This is a genomic window from Rhodobacteraceae bacterium S2214 (assembly GCA_025141675.1).
Lineage (GTDB): Bacteria > Pseudomonadota > Alphaproteobacteria > Rhodobacterales > Rhodobacteraceae > Yoonia.
Genome location: CP081161.1, coordinates 2,474,741 through 2,494,933 on the forward strand (window position 1 = coordinate 2,474,741; position 20,193 = coordinate 2,494,933).

Genomic DNA, 20,193 nt, shown 5'->3' on the forward strand with positions numbered 1-20,193 from the left:
TTTATCCGCGATGCAGATTACTGCGCAGCAACCGCTTCGATAGAAATTGCCAGTGGGATTTCGTTCGGAATGAATGGTGCGAACATGCCCAAGTTATAATCCGAGCGGTTCAGCGTCACTGTCGCGTCCAGACCAATGGCCTTGCTGCCTTGGTATGGTGGGAATGGATATTCTTCCGTCTGCGCATTCAGAACAGTTTCAAGCACAACAGACTGTGTCACGCCGTTGAGTGTCAGATCGCCTGTGATGTTCGCGGTCGCGTCGCCTGTCACTTCGATGGATGTGGATGCGAATGTCACGTCAGGGAATTCGCCAAGCTTGAAGAAGTCACCGGACTGCAGGAAGTGACCTGACCGCGCGTCCCAGCCTGTGATCATGGATTCGGCAGGGAATGTGACGGAAACGGTAGATGCGGCTGGGTCTTCAGCGTCAAACATGATCTCGCCGCCAAAACCGGAGAACATGCCGTAAGTTGTCGAGAAACCAGCGTGGTTATAAGAGAAAACGATCTGGCTGTGGCTTTCGTTCAAAGCGTAAGCTTCTGGGGCAGCAGCAGCAGCAGTTGCGAATGGGGCGGCCAATACGGCGGCGAGTACGATATTTTTCATCGGGTAGCTCCTAGGTGTGGTCAATGCCGGTCGTGGTGCATTTGATAACCTGTAAATTGCAAAGCTTCCCCGCCCACTCAATTCTGCATTTTTGAACATGACGTGTGGATAAAAGAAAAAACGCGACCCTTCCGCTGGAAGAATCGCGCCTGAATGTCAGTTATTTGAGCGGCTTAGGGGGAATTAAGCGGCGTCTTTGAAAGCGTCGATGTCGGCTTTGCGTTTTGCGATCGCGTTGGCACCTACGATCACGTCTCGGCTGATGCGGTCATGAAGGGTGGACAACGCCCCTTCGCGGCCAGTCGCAACTTCAACACTTTCGGATGAATTGCGATAGAGCAGGACAAGGCTTGCAGGGCCCTTTTTGGCGCTTGGTTCCAGCACAACTTTGCCAATGGAATCGAAGCTGTAGCAAGCCAACAGGGACATGCGGCCCGTGTGATTACGAATGACTTCGCGGATTTCACCGCGTGCATTGTCGATTTGAATTTCAGAGATTGTACCGCGGCTTGCGTACCACAGCAGCAGTGCGGATGCGGCTACAAACACAATCGTTGCGAACAGGCGCATCATCAATGCGTCCACGCTGAACAACATGCCCGGAATGATCCACATACCAAGGGCCGCAGCCAAAAGAGCGGCACCGGCAATCAAGCTAAGCGATTGGGCGAAGATCAGGCTATGGCCCGTCTCGCTTGTCGAACGAACGATGTAACCCCAATGGGTTTCTTCTGTGCAAAATCCGTCTCGCGGCAAATCACACGGCGTTGGTGCGTGCATCTTGGATGTGCTTATTGTTGCATCTGACATTGTTGCGTTCTCCCCTAGCTTGCCGGTCCAAGTGACGATCAGATCAGGGCAAGATCAGGGCAACACCGAGGCAAAACACGAAAAAGGGTAAAAAAATCGTTAACGCGCCCAAATCCCGTGGTTTTTATCGCTGAAACGGGTCTCATCGTTACTTGCAATGCGATGCGTCGGCTGTATAAGGCACCGTCCGCTGCAACGTATATGAACTGCGCAGTCTCTCGTGATTGGGGTGCGGTGGACCTGAGATGCCCCTCTCTATGAAATGCGCTGAACATGAATGGAGATCGCATGCCGCTATATGAGCATGTTATGATTGCGCGTCAGGATTTGTCCGCCACGCAAGCAGAAAGCCTGATTGAACACTTCGGTACTGTTCTGTCCGATAACGGTGGTAAACTGTTGGAGAACGAATACTGGGGCGTCAAAACAATGGCGTACAAAATCAACAAGAACCGTAAAGGCCACTATGCCTTCTTGCGCACAGATGCACCTGCACCTGCTGTACAAGAAATGGAGCGTCTGATGCGCCTGCACGAAGACGTGATGCGCGTTTTGACCATCAAGGTCGATCAGCACGCTGAAGGTCCTTCAGTTCAAATGCAAAAACGTGACGAGCGGGACCGCGGTCCACGTGAACGTCGCTAATCGGATCAGGAAAGGACATTAATCATGGCTACTAAACCATTTTTCCGTCGTCGTAAGTCTGATCCGTTTGAAGGCGAAAACGCGCCTAAGATCGACTATAAAGACACTCGCCTTTTGCAGCGCTACATCTCTGAGCGCGGTAAAATTGTTCCAGCCCGTATCACAGCTGTTGGTGCCAAGAACCAGCGTGCGCTCGCTCGTGCGATCAAACGCGCGCGTTTCCTTGCCCTGCTGCCATACGCTGTAAAGTAAGGAGACTACACAATGGATGTTATCCTACTTGAGCGCGTCGCAAAGCTTGGCCAAATGGGCGAAGTTGTGTCTGTGAAGCAAGGTTACGCACGTAACTACCTGCTGCCACAAGGCAAAGCACTGCGCGTGAATGCTGCCAACATGGCACGTTTCGAAGCTGAAAAAGCACAACTCGAAGCACGCAACCTCGAAACCAAAAAAGAAGCAGAATCATTGGCTGAAAAGCTTGATGGTCAGTCCTTCATCATCATCCGGTCTGCGTCTGACGCAGGTTCGCTTTACGGTTCTGTTACACCACGTGACATTTCCGAAGCTGCGGATGCTGAAGGTTTCACTATCGACAAGCGTCAGGTTGTTCTGGCCGCTGGTATCAAGGATCTTGGTCTGCACACTGCAACCGTGAACCTGCACCCAGAAGTTGCTGCTGAAGTCACGCTGAACGTTGCACGTTCCGCTGAAGAAGCAGAACTGCAAGCGGCTGGTAAGTCGATCCAAGAGCTGGCAGCTGAAGAAGAAGCAGCAGCTGAGTTCGAGATCAACGAACTGTTCGACGATATCGGTGGCGCGCAAATGGACGACGACGGCGACGAGGCACCTGCCCCGCGTTCCGACGACGACTAAGTCGCACTGCGATGAATTTGAAAAGGCCGTAGCGCAAGCTGCGGCCTTTTTTGTTGCGGTGTGATTGTGACCGAAACCGGCACTGCACCTCATAAAAACAAGGCATTTCCTGAACCTACCGCCACGTCATCAGATTTGGGCGCAGATTTTTCACCCTGTCGTGGAATTTCTGTTACGTTCATCCTCTTTAGTGGGAAAAAAGGGGAAACCATGACACTTACAATGAATCGTCGCGGCTTTTTGGCTGGGACTGCTGGTCTTATCGCCATGCATCCATTCTCTGCCAGTGCAGCTAGCAATCAGGCCCATTTGCGCCTGATGGAAACCACAGATTTGCACGTCCACGTCTTTCCGTACGATTATTATGCAGACAAGCCGGTCGATACGGTTGGTCTTGCGCGCACCGCATCCATCATCGGTGAAGTACGGGCCGAATCTACGAACTCACTGCTGATCGACAACGGAGATTTCCTGCAGGGTAACCCGATGGGCGACTACATCGCCTATGAGCGCGGCATGAAAGACGGAGACATGCATCCCGTCATCACTGCGATGAACACGCTGGGCTTTGATGCGTCCACATTGGGCAACCACGAATTCAACTATGGCATCAGCTTTTTGATGAAAGCGCTCGCTGGTGCCGACTTCCCCGTCGTCAGCGCGAACGTCGTTAAAGAAATGGGCGCGACCCCACGCGAAGATACCACGTTGATCAAGCCATACGTGATCATGGACAAAATGATCACCGACGGGAACGGCGAAAGCCACCCGATCAAAATCGGCATGATCGGCTTTGTTCCACCACAGATCATGAACTGGGACCGCAAGCATCTTGAAGGCAACGTGCAGACCCGCGACATCGTCGCGACCGCCAAAGCCTACGTGCCGCAAATGCGCGAAGAAGGTTGCGATATCATCGTGGCGCTTTGCCATTCGGGTATCGGCTCTGCGAACGCAGAAGACGGCATGGAGAACGCAGCGATTCCTTTGGCCGCTGTTGATGGCATCGACGCAATTCTGACCGGCCACAGCCACCTCGTCTTCCCATCGTCCAAATACGCAGATCTTGATGGTCTCGACGTTGAAAAAGGCACGATTTCAGGCAAACCCGGCGTTATGGGTGGGTTCTGGGGCAGCCACATGGGTCTGGTTGATCTGCTGCTAGAACGCGACGGCAACGGTTGGCGTATTCTGTCGCACACATCCGAGGCCCGTCCGATTTCACAACGCAACGAAGATCGCAGCGTGACAGCCTTGGTTGAAAGCGACGAGACTGTGCTTGCATCGGTTCAACAGGACCACGACGAGACGCTCGCCTATGTGCGGCGCGCCGTTGGCAAGACTGACGCGGCTTTGCACAGCTACTTTGCCTTGGTCGCAGATGATCCGTCCGTGCAAATCGTGTCCAACGCACAGCTGTGGTACATCAAAGACCAGATGGTCGGCACCGATTACGAAGGACTGCCAATCCTTTCTGCGGCAGCACCATTCAAAGCTGGTGGCCGTGGCGGTCCGGAATACTACACCGACGTGCCAGTGGGCGACGTAGCGATCAAGAACGTGGCCGATCTGTACCTGTATCCGAACACCGTACGCGCGGTGAAGGTGACGGGCGCGCAGGTCAAAGACTGGCTGGAACGCTCTGCGGGTATGTTCAATCAGGTTGAAGCTGGCGCATCCGATGCGACCCTGCTGAACCCGGACTTCCCAAGCTACAACTTTGATGTGATGGACGGCGTCGCATACCAAATCGACTTGTCCCAACCATCCAAGTTTGACCGTGACGGGGCTGTTGTGAACGCAGATGCGAACCGTATCGTGAACCTGACGTTCGAAGGCCAACCTGTTGATCCGGCACAGGAGTTCATCATCGCGACGAACAACTACCGCGCCTCTGGTGGCGGCAGCTTCCCTGGTGCGGATGGCAGCACGGTGATCTTTGAAGGTCCCGACACCAACCGCGACGTCATCGTGCGTTACATCGTGGACAAAGGCACGGTCAGCCCTGCGGCCGACGCGAACTGGTCGTTTGCAAGCATGGACGACACGACGGTTCTGTTTGAAACGGGCCCAGCGGGTGCAGCTTATGCGGCCGACGTTCCGGGCGTGTCGATTGAAGAAGCAGGTACAAGCGACACAGGCTTCGCCCTGTTCCGCATCACACTTTGATCTAAAAACGACGAAGGGCCGCAGGTATCACTGCGGCCCTTTTCTGTTGGTATTCACCCGACAAAAAACTTCGTTTCCCGTCCTTGCAGCTCCACCCGAAGTCAAGAACATTGCCACATTTCAAATCCTATGCAATCGTAACGCGAATGACACCGTCATTTATTGCAAATCGATTTTGGCCTGCCATTTTTGAAATTTTATGAAGGAAATTGTTCATGCCGATGTGCACTTATCCGCTGGGATGCGACAAATACGCCGTCAGGAATAACGTCCGCTGTTCGGATCATTTGACCCGCAACGCTACTGAGCGCAAAAAAGAGGCGGCAATGGTCAAGCAATTTCGTGCTGACGAGGCCAACCGAGCAAAACTTGCTGAGGAACACGAGGCGAGAAGCGCCAAAGCGACCAAGTTACGAGATGCCCAAATTGCCAAAGTCGAGCGCCAGGCAAAAGTGATCCGTGAACATGTGCAACGTTGGGAAGCCTTGATTGACGGTATCGAGGCGCAAGTCATCGCGCTTCGCGCTACTATTCCGGGCGCAAATGCGGGCCAGAACAACGGCGCTGATGATATCCCAGGTGGCAATACGAATGAAATCCGGCTTTTGATTTCGGGCCCGTCTGAAGGTGTCACCGTTGGGGAAATTTGCAGACACATCGCGGGCTTTGATTCATCTGACAGCGGGTGCTTTAAGTTCCGGCGTGCCACGGGTGCGGGCAATGGATCAAATATATTGATCCATTGCCGTTAACAGGACCACGCAGGTAAAATTACTTTGCGAAAGTTTCCATCCGCAGCTGCGCATTACAATATTCGCCATCGTAGGTTCCCATCCAAACGTCGATGCGACCGTCAACGGGACGCGTCAGGACGATCTTCGGGTCCAGATTGCCGTTGTCGTCGTCGTCATAATACCAATTGGCGGACGACGTGTTGATCAACAGAGCGGAATCGCATTCGCTGACAGCGCTGACTACCAGACGCAGACCGGACATGCCCGACAGTGTGAACGAAAAGTCTGGCTGGGATGTAAAGTACCCTGCCCCTTGATCCGTACCCGGACGCACGTTCGAGCAATTCCAAACGTAGTTTTCGCCACCAGCCACAACGCTGAATGTCTTCGGCGACCGCAACTGCGCGCCAGAGGCGGAATAAGCCTCTGCAGCCTGCATGTTGAAGTTAGGGCACGCAACTGCGCTTGAACCAAAACCAAGGGCAGCAACTGCCGCCAGAATAACTGTCTTCATAAATTCGTCTCCTCGAAAGCAATGATCAAACGATAGACGACAAAAGCGAAGGTGAGAACCACCTACGTTTCGGAAATCAGTCATGGTTTCCATACCTTACGGGCCTGAAACGAAAAAAGGCGCCCCGACTGGGACGCCTTTTCCAATTGATTTCAAGCTGGGATTTACTCTTCTTCGAGCTTCTCAACCGCAGCCTGCAAATCGTCTTTGCTGACTTCTTTTTCAGTGACTGTCGCTGCTTCAAAGATGTGATCGACAACTTTGTCTTCAAACATTGGTGCCTGAAGCTGCTGACGGAACTGTGCGTTCTGCTGAACGAATTCGAAGAACTGCTTTTCCTGACCCGGGTACTGACGCGCTTGGTTCATGATCGCTTGTGTCATTTCAGAATCAGATACCTGAACCTGTGCTTTTTGACCGATTTCAGCCAACAACAGACCCAGTTTCACGCGACGACCAGCGAGCGCTTTGTGCTCGTCAGTTGCTTCGATTTCAGGGTGATCGTGGCCCTGAACGTCTGGGTTTTCTTCGTGCCACAGCTGGTGCGCGATTTGGTTCGCTTCAGCCGTTACAAGTGATTCTGGCAGTTCGAAATCGACAACGCCGTCCAATTGGTCGAGCAACGCACGCTTTGTGACCGCACGGGACGCACCAGCGTATTCAGCTTCAAGACGCTCTGTGATCTGCGCTTTCAGACCGTCAAGGTCTTCCGCGCCGAACTGCTTTGCCATCTCGTCGTTGATCTCAGCAGCTTTTGGTTCTTTGACTGCTTTGATTTTGCATTCGAACACAGCAGCTTTACCAGCAAGGTGTGCGGCTTGGTAATCTTCAGGGAAAGACACTTCGACGTCTTTCTCTTCGCCAGCTTTCACGCCAACCAGACCTTCTTCAAAGCCCGGGATGAAAGAGTTGGACCCAAGAACCAGTGGGTAATCTTCAGCAGCGCCACCTTCAAAGGCTTCGCCGTCTACTTTACCCAAGAAGTCGAATACAACTTGGTCGCCGTCTTTGGCTTTAGAGCCTTTTTTACGATCTTCGAAGTTCTGGGCGTTGGATGCGAGGTTATCCAATGCTTCTTTCACAGATTCGTCGTCTGCTTTGACAACCATACGCTCGAGTTTGATCTTAGAGAAATCAGTCTCAGGCACGTCTGGCAGTTTTTCATAGGAAACGTTGACGTTAACGTCGTCGCCTTCTTTCCAGTCTTTGTCGGCCATCACCATTTCTGGCTGCGCTGCTGGACGGTCACCGGATTTTTCCATGTGCTCGTTCATTGCGCCGTCGATGGCTTCTTGCATCGCTTCGCCCATAACGCGCTGACCAAACTGCTTGCGCAGCATTGGCATAGGGACTTTCCCTTTACGGAAACCCTTCATTTCAACTTCAGGCTGGGCTTCTTTCAGCTTTTCTTCGACTTTAGCGTCAAGTTCAGCGGCAGTGACCGTGATCGCGTAACCGCGCTTCAGTCCTTCGTTCAGGGTCTCTGTGACCTGCATGGAATGTCCTTCATCTTCAAAACTTTGGTGCGGGTGAAGGGACTCGAACCCCCACGCCTCGCGGCGCCAGAACCTAAATCTGGTGCGTCTACCAATTCCGCCACACCCGCAATGATCAAACGGGGCAGGTTTTCGGGCCTGCCCCGCTAGGTTGGGCGCTGTCTAGCAAAGGTCGCAGGGGGATGCGAGCAGAAAAATCATCTAAAAATGAACCCTGACTTAACGCAATGTCGCCACATTTGGCCAACAAACCTGATTTCAACGAAGCGAACGAACTCGGGGACACGATAATGCATACTGAAATGACAGTTGAGACGGAACGCCAAGACGCAAAAACAGCCCTTCACACAGGTATTTGCGCAGGCACTTCTATCATGACCCTCGACGGCGAAATGCCGGTTGAGCATCTTTCAGTTGGCGATCGTGTGATCACCCGTGACAGCGGCATGAGCGTTGTGAAGAACATCACAATGAAGAAAGCCCAAATGCAGCCGATCCGCATCAAGGCGGGGTCTTTGGGCCATACACGTCCCGACCGCGACATGATGGTAACGGCTGGTGCCAAACTTCATATCCGCGACTGGCGTGCGGAGGCCCTGTTCGGGACGTCATCTGCAAGCGTCGCCGCCGAGCGTCTGGTTGACGGTGAATTTCTGGCCGCAGCCGGTGCCCGCGAAATGACCGTGTACCACATCGAATTCGACCGCGAACACATCATCTACGCTGATGGCGTTGAGATGATCGCGGGCGCATAACCCCACGACCACAAGACATCGAACAGGTTACTCGAGAGAAAGGCGCGTCCCCCAACGCGTCTTTTTTCGTGTCTAAACGTCCAGTTCGCGGAAAACGGTCGGCAATTCTTCGGGTAAATCCTCGGCAATCAACCCCGGTCCGAACGACAGTGCACATTCTACATGCAACCAAGCACCTGATTCTGCCGCCTGCATTGGATCAAGCCCGCGGGCAAGTAATCCCGTGATAAACCCTGCGAGCACATCGCCAGCTCCCGCTGTTGCCAACCACGGAGCGTTCCGATCATAAAGCGCCGCATTGATGCTGCAGCGTCCATCAGGATGCGCAATTACCGTGTCCGGCCCTTTGAACAGAACGACACAGCCTGCGCGCTTTGCCGCCTCTCGTGTCGCGTCCACCTTTGAATATACTGGCCCCGTCGTCACCGGAGCGGCGAGCCGTTCTGCGATATCAGGAAACAGCCGCGCAAATTCACCGGCATGCGGCGTGATCACACAGTTTTCGGTCAAAGCAGCCATGAGATCGGGATCACGACTTATCAATGTCAGTGCGTCCGCATCCAAGACCGCCTTGCGCGCGGTCCGCGTTCCAGACAGTACCGCCGCAACCAAATCTGCCTCACGCGGGCCAAGACCTAAGCCCGGGCCCACACAGATCGCGTTTAAACGATCATCGGTCAAAATGTCCGTCAACGCAGCGGCGTCAGGCACCTTTCGGACCATCACAGCGGTCAATTGTGTGGCATGTTCAAGCAATGCAGACGGTGGACAGCCAACCGTGACCACACCCGCACCAATCCGTATCGCACCGCGTGCAGCAAGACGGGCAGCACCGCCCCTGCCCATCGACCCTGAGAGGATCAGGGCGTGACCGTGTAAGAATTTGTGACCAATGTATTTCCCCACAGACCAAGTACGATTATCGGTGCTTACGATATCATTTAACGACAGGGACGTTCGATCATCGAGACCAAGATCAACAACACTTATTTTCCCGCTATGCCGTGCACAATATTCTAGAAAATGCCCCACCTTCGGCTTGTGAAAAGTAACCGTTAGATCAGCTGCAACGCAGCAAGCTCGCGCGCCACCACAAAGATCGAAATCCGCAGCAACAATGCTTCGCCCGCTATCTGCACAAAACCCTGACGGGACATCAACCGCGACGACAGGCGGATAAAACGGACGCCGTTCTTCCAGAGAAAGAGCAGCGCCAACATCGGAACAATCGCACAGATGACGCAATATTTTGCCCAAGCCAGCAATGGGCCTTGAGAGCCCGGTCCCAAACAAAGCATCAATATAAATGTCAGGCTCACCTTCCCGAAAACCCGTGAATTGATCATGCAGCGGCAAGACCTCCCCCAGAACACACCACAGCTCATAATTGACCCGCGCATCCGGCGGTAACCTTTCAGCATCCCCATAGAAGAAGACATCAACGTCCCACCCGACCGCATGCAATAACCGAGCGACAACAAACCCATCGCCGCCGTTGTTACCCGGCCCACATAGCACTACGGCACGTCGCTTTACCTCTTCTTTTGGTCCTAAATATCTCGGGGGTCGCCTTTGTTGCGCCATTGGTCCGAGTGACAATGGCGACGGGGCTGGCCCCCACGCTGTGCCCGCCGCAGGCGCAAGCTGTGGCCATTCAGCAAAAACCGCATCAACAACACCCTGCCCGGCCCGTTCCATCAGCTCCAGCCCTGTGACCTCACCGCTGTCGATCGCAGCTTGTTCAATGGCGCGCATTTGGGCTGCAGTTAAGAGTTCGGTCATTTATCTGGCACCTTATGTTTACAAACCGCACATTATGGCGTCTATGTGCTTAAAAATTGGGCACACCTAGTTTTTTGGAGGGTGGATATGACGCAAACTTGGCGCGTCAATTGTTCCTCCGCAACAGAAATGATCTGAGCGTCACTGAATATATCAAGGGGAGTCGCGGGCCTATGAAAAAGATCGAAGCCATTATCAAGCCATTCAAACTCGACGAAGTGAAAGAAGCTTTGCAAGACGTAGGCGTACAAGGCCTGAGCGTCGTCGAAGTCAAAGGTTTCGGCCGTCAGAAAGGCCACACTGAATTGTACCGCGGCGCGGAATACGTCGTTGATTTCCTCCCGAAAGTGAAAATCGAGATCGTTTTGGCTGATGATCAAGTCGATGCGGCTGTTGAAGCTATCATCGGTGCTGCGAAGACAGACAAAATCGGCGACGGTAAGATCTTTGTCTCTCCTGTTGAGCAAGCGATCCGTATCCGTACGGGCGAATCCGGCGACGACGCACTTTAAGGCGCGGCACACATAGCCGTCCTACCGACCAACACACACCTAACACACGACACGAAACAAAAGGACATATCGATGGACAACAAAGCTGTTCTCAAAATGATCAAGGACGAAGGCGTTGAATACGTCGACGTGCGCTTCACAGACCCGCGCGGCAAACTGCAGCACGTGACTGTGGTCTCTGATCTGGTTGACGAAGACTTCCTCGAAGAAGGCTTCATGTTTGACGGGTCTTCCATCGCGGGTTGGAAATCCATCGATCAGTCCGACATGAAACTGATGCCACAAGCTGAAAGCGTCTACCTTGACCCCTTCTACGCTGAGAAAACTCTCTGCATTCACTGTAACGTTGTTGAGCCGGACACTGGCGAAAGCTACACACGTGATCCGCGCGGCACAGCTGCAAAAGCAGAAGCTTACCTGATCTCTTCCGGTATCGGTGACCAAGCATTCTTCGGCCCAGAAGCAGAATTCTTCGTCTTCGACGACGTGCGCTTCCAAGTGTCCATGAACAAAGTGTCCTACCAAGTTGATGCGCTTGACGGTGCATGGAACACAGACACAGAATACGAAATGGGCAACACAGGCCACCGTCCGGGCGTTAAGGGTGGTTACTTCCCTGTGAACCCAATCGACGACGCACAAGACATGCGCGGCGAGATGCTTTCTACAATGAAGCGCATGGGCATGAAGGTTGATAAGCACCACCACGAAGTGGCGTCTTGTCAGCACGAGCTGGGCCTGATCTTTGGTACGCTGACGCACCAAGCTGACGAGATCCAGAAGTACAAATACGTTGTGCACAACGTTGCCCAAGCTTACGGCAAATCCGCGACATTCATGCCAAAGCCAATCGCTGGCGATAACGGCACAGGCATGCACGTGAACATGTCCATCTGGAAAGATGGCAAGCCATTGTTCGCAGGCGACAAATACGCTGATCTGTCACAGGAAGCCCTGTACTTCATCGGCGGTATCTTGAAGCACGCGAAATCCCTGAACGCGATCACAAACCCATCCACAAACTCTTACAAGCGTTTGATCCCGGGTTTCGAAGCACCAGTTCTGCGCGCCTACTCTGCGTCCAACCGGTCCGGTTGTGTCCGTATTCCTTGGGCCGAATCCCCCAAGGCAAAACGCGTCGAAGCACGTTTCCCTGATCCAGCAGCCAACCCATACCTGTGCTTCGCAGCGCTGATGATGGCTGGCCTTGACGGCATCAAAAACAAAATCGACCCGGGTGCGGCATCTGACAAAGATCTCTACGATCTGCCACCAGAAGAGCTGGCTGAAATCCCAACTGTTTGTGGGTCCCTGCGCGAAGCGCTGGAAGCTCTCGAAGCAGACCATGACTACCTGATCGCTGGTGACGTATTCACCAAAGACCAGCTGCAGGGCTACATGGACCTGAAATGGGAAGAAGTGTACGCCTACGAGCACACGCCACACCCAATGGAATACAAGCTTTATTACTCCTGCTAATTTTAATTTGGCAGAGGCTTGAAGTTAGGAAGGGCGTCCCAAGCGGGGCGCCCTTTTTTAGTGACTTTGTTGCATTTACTTTCTTTTCGTCTAACGGCTCAAAAGGCCAATCGTAATAAGTCCCCGTCAGGTCCATGCATTAATGGTGCTGCGTCAAACAGTCTTCGAAAAATTTGGAGCCGAGAACTGTTTCCACGCTCAAATGCGGAATGTCTGCATCAATGAAACAATCTAACGCAGCCACATTTTCAAATCCTGAGTCCTCGAAGCTTGATTTCAAGGCAAATGCCAAAGCGTTGACGTGATTACTTAGTGTCGTCGCCTCATCGGGGGAAAGGCGAGCATACTCTCGTAGGATCGCAAACTTATAGGCAGCTGACCTTACCGTATCATTTTCCGGCAAAACCGCGAGCGCGCTCATTAGTATCCCGCCTTTGCCCATGACGGAAGGCTCAGAGAGGACACTTGATTTAAACAAGACATAGTAGATGTAGTCGGCTTGTGCCAACGTCCCGATCGAAAACCTAGCCCGGGATGATATCTCATTGTAACGCAAAAAGATCGTCCCAAGTCGGTCGCAAGGCTCTACGTCATTGAGTGCTGACTTTGGGAAGTCCAGCATTTCTTCAGCCGTCTTGCAATCAGCAAGCGCGATCGTTGGAGCGAACAATACTGTTGCAAGTGCAAAAGCAATTCTTCTAAAAATCATAGAAAATCTTTCTCGTTACTGTACTAAAAAATCTCTAGTCTTGCTAGAATGGTACTCGAGAGTTCGAGCACACCGCCACCGCAAAATACACCGCTCAAACCACCCGCACCCTCAACCCTGCCTCCTCCAGCACCCCCAAAATCTCATCCACATGGAACTGGTCCCGCGCTTCAATCACCACTTCCAGCTCCGCTTGTTTCAGCGATACCGATTGCATCATGCGTTGGTGGATCACTTCGATCACGTTGGCCCCGGCGTCGCCGATGATCTGTGAAATCTTGGACAATTGCCCCGGCGTGTCTGCGATTTCGAACACCAGCCGTGTGATCCGTCCGTCCCGCATCAGCCCGCGCACGATTAGCGTGGACAGCACGCGGCTGTCGATGTTGCCGCCGCAGATCAGCAGCCCGACCTTTTTGTCCGCGAACTGATCGAGGTTGTTTTTGATCACCGCAAGGCCCGCGCCCGCCGCCCCTTCGGCCACGAGTTTTTCCACCGACAGCAAGTCAAACACCGCCTGTTCGATCTCGACCTCGGTTGCGGCATCCACGCGGTCCACCAGATCGCGGATCACGGCGAGGTTCGCCTTCGCGGGCGCTTTCACTGCGATCCCTTCGGCCAGTGTCGCCCCGCCAAAATGTGTGCTGGATTGATCAAAGTTCGCCTTAGCCGCATCAAACAGATGCGCCTGTGCCCCGATCACTTCGATCTGTGGCTTCAAGCCCTTCGCCGCCGTGGCCATCCCCGCAATTAGCCCACCGCCGCCAATCGGCACGACGATGCAGTCCAGATCAGGTTCCTGTGCGAGCATCTCGAGCGCCACGGTGCCCTGCCCCGACACGACCTCTGGATCATCAAATGGATGCACAAAGGTCATCCCTTTTTCCTCTGCCATATCCAGCGTGAACTGCACGGAATCGTCAAATCCTACGCCGTGGATCACGACTTCGGCCCCCATGTCTTTGGTCCGCTTCACTTTGTTAAACGGTGTCCCTTCGGGCATCACGATGACCGCAGGAATGCCTAGACGGTTGGCGTGATAGGCCAGCCCTTGCGCGTGGTTCCCCGCCGAACAGGCAATCACGCCCGCCTTTTTCGCCGCGTCCGACAGCGTCAGCAGTTTCGCCAATGCCCCCCGTGCCTTGAACGCGTTCGTGTGCTGGAGGTTTTCAAGCTTGAGGTACAGATCAATGCCCAAATGCTGCGATAGCCGCGTGGCCTTGACCAAAGGCGTTTCAATCGTCGCGGGTTTAATCGCCGCATGAACGGCTTGGATGTGGGAAAGCGTGACGACCATTTCGGGCTCCTTCAACTGATGGTCCAGAGGTAGAACAGCCGCCGCGCCCCGTCCATCACGTTTCACGCAAGGGCGACTACCGTGTGGATCGCAAAGACCACCGCGCGGGTTTGCGGCAGCCGGAACAGGGTCTGACGTTCGCTGCGCTCATAAAGGCTTTGTGCTGTGCCGACGGGGCGCGGGTTGCCTTCTGTCCGTGGTTGATACAGCGCCGGATCGTCATAACGCAGCAGGTTGGCGCGCCAGAGCGGTCGCCCGACCTGGATCCCGTCAAACAGTCGCTGCACACGTTTCGCAAGGTTAGCGTCATATTCCGGTACCGGATCATGGATCGCGGTCAGCGGTTTGCCGATCTTCTGCGCAAGCGTCCAAGACGCGGGAAAGCAGAGCAATGCGGCGGTCATTCGGTGCACGTCACCCATCGGCTGGTGGATCACTAGATCTTCTTGCAAGAGCTGCGATAACACCTGCAAGGGCGCGCCGGACGTGTCGACATGCCGCCTGTCCGGACAGATGATTTTTGTTCCCGTGACATCGAATCCGGCGCGCTGTTTCAGCAGCTTCAAAACCTCGACCAGCAGTTCAGCCGCCGCGTCGTCGGCTTCCGGCAATTGGCGCAGGACGTCCGTGGGCCGTTCCGCGCGTAACGTCTGTTTCAATGCGATCTGTTCCGCATAGGAATCGTCGGTTGTAATCCAATCCGTCCCCGTAACGGGCTGTATCCCCGGCAAGCGCGCAGCCGCCGCATGGCGTTGGTTTTCAGGGATTTGGCCAAGGATCATCGTCATGGAAACTATCTACCCAAGACAGACACAAACGTCACCATTGCGTGACAAGCCCACGCAAAGATTGCGCCGCCCGCGTTCAAACGCCACCTATGACCCAACGCAAGACGATGACCCGGCAACGGGGCCCAAGAAACGGGAAAGACACTATGACATCCGAAAAATTCACCTTCGCCGGCCACGCAGGCCATATGCTGGCCGCGCGGCTCGATATGCCAAATGGAACGCCACGGGCTGTGGCGCTTTTCGCGCATTGCTTTACTTGCTCCAAGGAGATCGTGGCCGCGCGTCGTTTGGCAAGCGGGCTTGCGGATAACGGCATCGCTGTGCTGCGGTTTGATTTCACAGGGCTCGGCCATTCCGAAGGCGCGTTCGAGACCACGACGTTCAGCTCTAACGTCGCGGACCTGCATGCAGCCGCGGCCGAACTGGATCGCCGTGGCCTGACGCCAACGCTGCTGATCGGGCATTCATTGGGCGGTGCCGCTGTCCTGCGTGCAGCACCCGACATGCCGTCTATCAAAGGCGTCGTGACCATCGGTGCTCCTGCCGATCCGGGTCATGTCACCCACAACTTCGGGGCCGCCTTGGCAAGCATTGCAGAACACGGCGTGGCCGAAGTGCAGCTTGGCGGGCGTCCGCTGAATATCGGACAGGGTTTTGTCGATGATGTGGCTGCCGCAAACCTGCAACCTGCGTTGGCCAAATTGAACGCCGCCCTGCTAGTGCTTCATGCCCCGCGTGACCACGTTGTGGGTATTGAAAATGCAGGCGAGATTTTCCTTGGTGCCAAACACCCTAAAAGCTTCGTGACACTCGACGATGCCGATCACCTGCTCAGCAAACCCGCAGACGCGGCCTACGCCGTTGATGTCATCACGACGTGGTCACGGCGCTACCTGCCCGCTCCGGTCGAAACACAGGTCGCCAAAGCGCCAGAGGGCACCTTGCGCGTCACCGAAACCAGCCCCGATAGTTTCGCCCAGACCATCCAAGTCGGCGATCACACGATGGTCGCGGACGAGCCGGTCAAAGTCGGCGGCACGAACACTGGACCGACGCCGTACGGTCTGGTCTCTGCGGGGCTAGGGGCGTGCACATCGATGACAATACGGATGTATGCGCGACGCAAAGGCTGGCCAGTGGATGGTATCTCAGTCGATGTCGACCACGGCAAATGCCACGCAAGCGACAGCAAAGCGGGCGACAAGATCGACTGTTTCACACGAACGATCCACCTCACAGGTGATCTAGACGACGAACAAAAAACCCGCCTGTTGGAAATCGCAGATAAATGTCCGGTCCACAAAACTTTGGAACGCACCAACGAAGTGGTCACGAAACTGGTTTAGGCCAGCTTCTTTTGGTCTTCAATACCTCCGCCGGAGGCATGCAGAACTCTAAAACGCCCACTGGCCCACGTTATTCCCGTGTCCAGTCGCAACACACACCAGAATAAAAATAAGGCGCAGCCAACGGCTGCGCCTTTCGATTGCTTCAAACCAAGGTTTGATTATGTGCGTGCGTTGCCGATCAGCTTCCACAGCGCTGGCACGATCAATGCTGCCAGTGCCAATTTCAGCGCGTCACCGATCAGGAATGGTGTGATACCCCATGCCAGTGTCTGCTCCCAACCGGATGCGAACTGGTGCAGCCACAGCAAGCCGGGGATGTAGATCAGCGCAGAGCCCACGAGCATCGCCAGACCCATCGTCACAACGTTACGGTCCCAGCCTTTACGTGCCGCAACACCCAGCGCCAGTGCCGCCAGCATGTACCCAACAAGGTAGCCGCCAGTGCCGCCCATCATGTAAACAAGACCTGCTTTTTCAGCAGAGGACCCAGCAAACACGTCGAAACCCATCGCACCGATCGCGAGGTAACCCGCAACAGTCAATGCGCCCAAACGTGCGCCGTAACCTGCGCCGATTGTCAGAACTGCGAATGTTGTCAGTGTCACAGGCACAGGATTGCCCGGAATGAAGAACTGCATCTTTGCGGTCAGGGCCAGCACAGCCACACCAAGGATCACCATGATCGCTTGTTTGGCGCGGCGCATTGCGCCTTCGTTATTGGCAAATGTGTCGATGAGAACTTTGTCGTTGAGTGCGAATGCCATCAGGCTTTCCCCCGCTTTGTTATACGTTGCGGAACTTATTGCCCGAGCGATGCTGCACTTGCAAGATGTTTGCGTCGAAACCTATCGGCTGTAATGCGACACAGAGGTGTAATCCTTACGTGGTCCGCGCACCGACCACGTCGCTGTCCACGCGGGCCAATCACGGAAATCATAGGTCACGTCATATAAATCTTCACCGCACAGATGTGACGTCCCCGGCACCGTTCCTTCTGGAATGAAGCTGTGAAAATCAGCACCATCCGCAAATCGCACGACGACGCGTGCGCCTTCGAACGTCCAAAGGTAGGCCCGCGTCGCTTCCATCACAGGTCCGCTTTGCAGTTTGAGCCGCCCCGTTTCTTCGTATCGCAACGCATCACCTTGCCCCGCCAGCGTCGCCAGCCCCTGCAAAGTGCCATCCATGCCGCCGTGCCGATCCGTGATCGTGCGGTCTAACTGCCAATCGCCCGCGAAATCAGCCGCTTTTAACATCATCGTCCCTGCCCTTGTTCTTCTGACCTAACGGCACTTGAGCCTCAGGTCGCGGCCCTTTATGACGCGCGGATACGCTGTTGCCCATTCACAAAAGGCCATGATCCCATGATCCCACGTTACTCTCGCCCCGAAATGACTGCCATTTGGGAGCCAGCCACCAAGTTCCGCATCTGGTACGAGATCGAGGCCCACGCCTGTGACGCCCAAGCTGCCATTGGCGTGATCCCGCAGGAAAACGCGGACGCGGTCTGGAAAGCCAAGGATGTTGAGTTCGACGTGGCCGCGATTGACGCGATTGAAGCTGTGACCAAGCACGACGTCATTGCGTTTTTGACCCACCTTGCCGATATCGTCGGCAACGACGAAGCCCGTTTTGTACACCAAGGCATGACATCGTCCGACGTTCTGGACACCACATTCAACGTCCAGCTGGTGCGCGCCTCTGACATCTTGATCAAAGACATGGAACGCGTTCTTGCAGCTCTGAAGGACCGTGCGATCGAGCATAAAGAAACCGTTCGCATCGGTCGGTCCCACGGTATCCACGCGGAACCAACCACAATGGGTCTGACATTCGCGCGCTTCTACGCCGAAATGGATCGTGGCCTTGCCCGCCTTAAACTGGCCCGCGAAGAAATCGCGACCGGTGCTGTGTCTGGTGCGGTTGGTACATTCGCGAACATTGATCCAAGCGTCGAAGAGCACGTTTGCGAAAAGATGGGCCTGAAACCTGAACCGATTTCCACTCAGGTTATCCCACGCGACCGTCACGCGATGTTCTTTGCGACTTTGGGTGTGATCGCGTCTTCCATGGAAAACATCGCCACCGAAGTCCGCCACATGCAGCGTACTGAAGTGCTTGAGGCCGAAGAGTTCTTCTCAAAGGGTCAAAAGGGTTCTTCCGCGATGCCGCACAAGCGTAACCCTGTGCTGACTGAAAACCTGACGGGTCTTGCGCGCCTTGTGCGTATGTCCGTCACCCCTGCTCTTGAAAACGTCACGCTGTGGCACGAACGCGATATTTCGCATTCCTCTGTGGAACGCGCGATTGGTCCGGACACGACGATCACGCTGAACTTTGCGCTGAACCGTCTGGCAGGTATGATCGAAAAGCTGGTGATCTACCCGGACAACATGCTGGCCAACATGAACAAATTCCGCGGCCTCGTGATGTCCCAGCGGGTTCTGCTGGCATTGACGCAAGCTGGTGTCAGCCGTGAAGACAGCTACAAACTGGTGCAGCGCAACGCGATGAAAGTTTGGGAAGAAGGCAAAGATTTCCAAACAGAATTGCTTGGTGATGCCGACGTTCTTGCGGCCTTGTCTGAAGACGAGATTAAAGAGAAATTCGACCTTGGCTACCACACCAAACACGTCGACACGATCTTCAAACGGGTCTTTGGCTAAGCGGTCGGCGAAACGTCAACGTGACTTTTATGGATTTGCTGCTAAGTTTCCCCTACGGAAACAAATAGGAGTGAACGATGAAGATCAAATTGACTATCGCCGCCCTTTTCATTGCCATCTCGCCTGTGGCGGCCTTCGCCCAAGGGTGCCATGGGTCCCATGCGATGGATCAGCAAGCAGCAATATCATGCGCTGAAGGTATGGTTTTTGACGCGGACGCAAACACTTGCGTCGCTGAAACAACGAGTTAAACAGATAAACGGGGGGCAGCAGATTGCCTCCCGTTTCTTTTTTTATACCGCGCACATGACCGAAAACTCGTTAAACCCCGCACCGTTACACCTTTGACGGCGCGTGTAGCGGCTGTGGCTGCGGACGGTGCGTAGCTTTCGGCACAAAGGCGGTCTGACGTGCAGCTGACATGCCCAGAACGGCGTAACGGCGGCCATCGCCATCATTGAGATACGTGTCACCCATACGTTCCGCATCATAGCCAAGCTGACGCAGTGCGCGCATCATCGCCAAGGTAGACAGACACATCAGTTTGGTCGCGCCTTTTTCGTTGGCCAGATCGATCAGCCCGTCCACGATCATGCGCAAACATGTGCTGCGTTCTGCATGTGTCCGGACGCTATCGCACATCACAAGTCGGGTACATTCCCACATGTCCGCGTCGACAATATCGCGCCCCATGATGTTGGCTGGAATATCGATCAATTTCCCCTGGACGGCGTCACGCAGCATATACGTATGTGTGCCCCATTGTGACGTTGTCGGCATCACCCGTGCCCCACCGATCACTTTGCCATCCTTCAATACAAGCGAATAGCTCGCCTGTGGGTTGTCATATTGATCCATCTCATGTGATTCGTCATGGGGGATATCCCACCCAAGATTATCGACGAAGAACTTCTTACGCAGGGCAAGAAATTCAAAAAAAGCAGCACCATGTTGGTGCATGTCCGCAAGTTTAAACGTAATATTTTCCATGGTTCCCTCTCCAC

The 20,193-nt window shown here is 54.5% G+C and carries 22 protein-coding genes and 1 tRNA gene; 11 read left to right on the forward strand and 12 right to left on the reverse strand.

What is annotated here, in order from left to right:
• Positions 1-17: 17 nt before the first annotated feature.
• Positions 18-608, reverse strand: a complete 591-nt coding sequence (locus K3729_12395; GenBank protein ID UWQ98256.1) for a YceI family protein — start codon at positions 606-608, stop codon at positions 18-20.
• Between the two features lie 183 nt (positions 609-791).
• On the reverse strand, positions 792-1,418 hold the full coding sequence (locus K3729_12400; protein UWQ98257.1) for a hypothetical protein: 627 nt from the start codon (positions 1,416-1,418) through the stop codon (positions 792-794).
• Between the two features lie 288 nt (positions 1,419-1,706).
• On the opposite strand from K3729_12400, the gene rpsF reads away from it, so the two are divergent.
• The 5 genes from rpsF (at position 1,707) to K3729_12425 (ending at position 5,857) form a co-directional block, all read left to right on the forward strand.
• Positions 1,707-2,063: a 30S ribosomal protein S6 gene (rpsF, locus tag K3729_12405; protein ID UWQ98258.1), complete on the forward strand. Its 357-nt coding sequence runs from the start codon at positions 1,707-1,709 to the stop codon at positions 2,061-2,063.
• A 24-nt stretch (positions 2,064-2,087) separates the two neighbouring features.
• The gene (rpsR, locus tag K3729_12410) at positions 2,088-2,315 is read left to right on the forward strand and encodes a 30S ribosomal protein S18 (GenBank protein ID UWQ98259.1); all 228 of its coding nucleotides are present in this window, start codon (positions 2,088-2,090) and stop codon (positions 2,313-2,315) included.
• 12 nt (positions 2,316-2,327) lie between these two features.
• Positions 2,328-2,936: a 50S ribosomal protein L9 gene (rplI, locus tag K3729_12415; protein ID UWQ98260.1), complete on the forward strand. Its 609-nt coding sequence runs from the start codon at positions 2,328-2,330 to the stop codon at positions 2,934-2,936.
• A 210-nt stretch (positions 2,937-3,146) separates the two neighbouring features.
• A complete protein-coding gene (locus K3729_12420) occupies positions 3,147-5,105 on the forward strand; it encodes a bifunctional 2',3'-cyclic-nucleotide 2'-phosphodiesterase/3'-nucleotidase (GenBank protein UWQ98261.1) in 1,959 nt (652 codons plus the stop codon).
• A 326-nt stretch (positions 5,106-5,431) separates the two neighbouring features.
• A complete protein-coding gene (locus tag K3729_12425) occupies positions 5,432-5,857 on the forward strand; it encodes a hypothetical protein (protein UWQ98262.1) in 426 nt (141 codons plus the stop codon).
• Positions 5,858-5,876: 19 nt separating this feature from the next.
• Here K3729_12425 and K3729_12430 read toward each other — a convergent pair whose 3' ends face one another.
• From K3729_12430 to K3729_12440, 3 genes are all read right to left on the reverse strand, one after another.
• Entirely contained in the window at positions 5,877-6,353 is a 477-nt protein-coding gene (locus K3729_12430) for a hypothetical protein (GenBank protein UWQ98263.1), read from the reverse strand.
• 164 nt (positions 6,354-6,517) lie between these two features.
• Positions 6,518-7,849, reverse strand: coding sequence for a trigger factor (gene tig, locus K3729_12435; protein ID UWQ98264.1), 1,332 nt, complete (start codon positions 7,847-7,849; stop codon positions 6,518-6,520).
• A gap of 25 nt (positions 7,850-7,874) precedes the next feature.
• Positions 7,875-7,959: transfer RNA gene (locus K3729_12440), tRNA-Leu, on the reverse strand.
• A gap of 192 nt (positions 7,960-8,151) precedes the next feature.
• On the opposite strand from K3729_12440, the gene K3729_12445 reads away from it, so the two are divergent.
• The gene (locus K3729_12445) at positions 8,152-8,604 is read left to right on the forward strand and encodes a Hint domain-containing protein (GenBank protein ID UWR01042.1); all 453 of its coding nucleotides are present in this window, start codon (positions 8,152-8,154) and stop codon (positions 8,602-8,604) included.
• Between the two features lie 72 nt (positions 8,605-8,676).
• Here K3729_12445 and K3729_12450 read toward each other — a convergent pair whose 3' ends face one another.
• Entirely contained in the window at positions 8,677-10,386 is a 1,710-nt protein-coding gene (locus tag K3729_12450) for an NAD(P)H-hydrate dehydratase (protein ID UWQ98265.1), read from the reverse strand.
• Positions 10,387-10,559: 173 nt separating this feature from the next.
• Here K3729_12450 and K3729_12455 point away from each other — a divergent pair, with 173 nt between their 5' ends.
• Positions 10,560-10,898 carry a P-II family nitrogen regulator gene (locus K3729_12455; protein UWQ98266.1) on the forward strand — a complete coding sequence of 113 codons (339 nt, stop codon included), beginning with the start codon at positions 10,560-10,562 and terminating at the stop codon, positions 10,896-10,898.
• A gap of 72 nt (positions 10,899-10,970) precedes the next feature.
• Complete coding sequence (glnA, locus tag K3729_12460; GenBank protein UWQ98267.1) at positions 10,971-12,377, forward strand: type I glutamate--ammonia ligase; 1,407 nt, start codon at positions 10,971-10,973, stop codon at positions 12,375-12,377.
• Positions 12,378-12,516: 139 nt separating this feature from the next.
• Here glnA and K3729_12465 read toward each other — a convergent pair whose 3' ends face one another.
• From K3729_12465 to K3729_12475, 3 genes are all read right to left on the reverse strand, one after another.
• Complete coding sequence (locus tag K3729_12465) at positions 12,517-13,086, reverse strand: hypothetical protein (GenBank protein UWQ98268.1); 570 nt, start codon at positions 13,084-13,086, stop codon at positions 12,517-12,519.
• A 94-nt stretch (positions 13,087-13,180) separates the two neighbouring features.
• Positions 13,181-14,383, reverse strand: coding sequence for a threonine ammonia-lyase (locus K3729_12470; protein UWQ98269.1), 1,203 nt, complete (start codon positions 14,381-14,383; stop codon positions 13,181-13,183).
• A gap of 62 nt (positions 14,384-14,445) precedes the next feature.
• Positions 14,446-15,171: a DUF3445 domain-containing protein gene (locus K3729_12475; protein ID UWQ98270.1), complete on the reverse strand. Its 726-nt coding sequence runs from the start codon at positions 15,169-15,171 to the stop codon at positions 14,446-14,448.
• Between the two features lie 146 nt (positions 15,172-15,317).
• On the opposite strand from K3729_12475, the gene K3729_12480 reads away from it, so the two are divergent.
• Positions 15,318-16,520, forward strand: coding sequence for a bifunctional alpha/beta hydrolase/OsmC family protein (locus K3729_12480; protein ID UWQ98271.1), 1,203 nt, complete (start codon positions 15,318-15,320; stop codon positions 16,518-16,520).
• A gap of 161 nt (positions 16,521-16,681) precedes the next feature.
• Here the strand turns inward: K3729_12480 and K3729_12485 are convergent, their stop codons facing one another.
• Positions 16,682-17,287 carry a biotin transporter BioY gene (locus K3729_12485; GenBank protein ID UWQ98272.1) on the reverse strand — a complete coding sequence of 202 codons (606 nt, stop codon included), beginning with the start codon at positions 17,285-17,287 and terminating at the stop codon, positions 16,682-16,684.
• 81 nt (positions 17,288-17,368) lie between these two features.
• Positions 17,369-17,779: a hypothetical protein gene (locus tag K3729_12490; protein ID UWR01043.1), complete on the reverse strand. Its 411-nt coding sequence runs from the start codon at positions 17,777-17,779 to the stop codon at positions 17,369-17,371.
• 108 nt (positions 17,780-17,887) lie between these two features.
• Between K3729_12490 and purB the strand changes: the two genes are divergently transcribed.
• Positions 17,888-19,189, forward strand: coding sequence for an adenylosuccinate lyase (purB, locus tag K3729_12495; protein ID UWQ98273.1), 1,302 nt, complete (start codon positions 17,888-17,890; stop codon positions 19,187-19,189).
• Between the two features lie 77 nt (positions 19,190-19,266).
• A complete protein-coding gene (locus tag K3729_12500; GenBank protein ID UWQ98274.1) occupies positions 19,267-19,440 on the forward strand; it encodes an adenylosuccinate lyase in 174 nt (57 codons plus the stop codon).
• A gap of 85 nt (positions 19,441-19,525) precedes the next feature.
• On the opposite strand, the gene K3729_12505 is transcribed toward K3729_12500, so the two are convergent.
• Positions 19,526-20,179, reverse strand: a complete 654-nt coding sequence (locus tag K3729_12505; GenBank protein ID UWQ98275.1) for an autoinducer synthase — start codon at positions 20,177-20,179, stop codon at positions 19,526-19,528.
• Positions 20,180-20,193 lie beyond the last annotated feature (14 nt).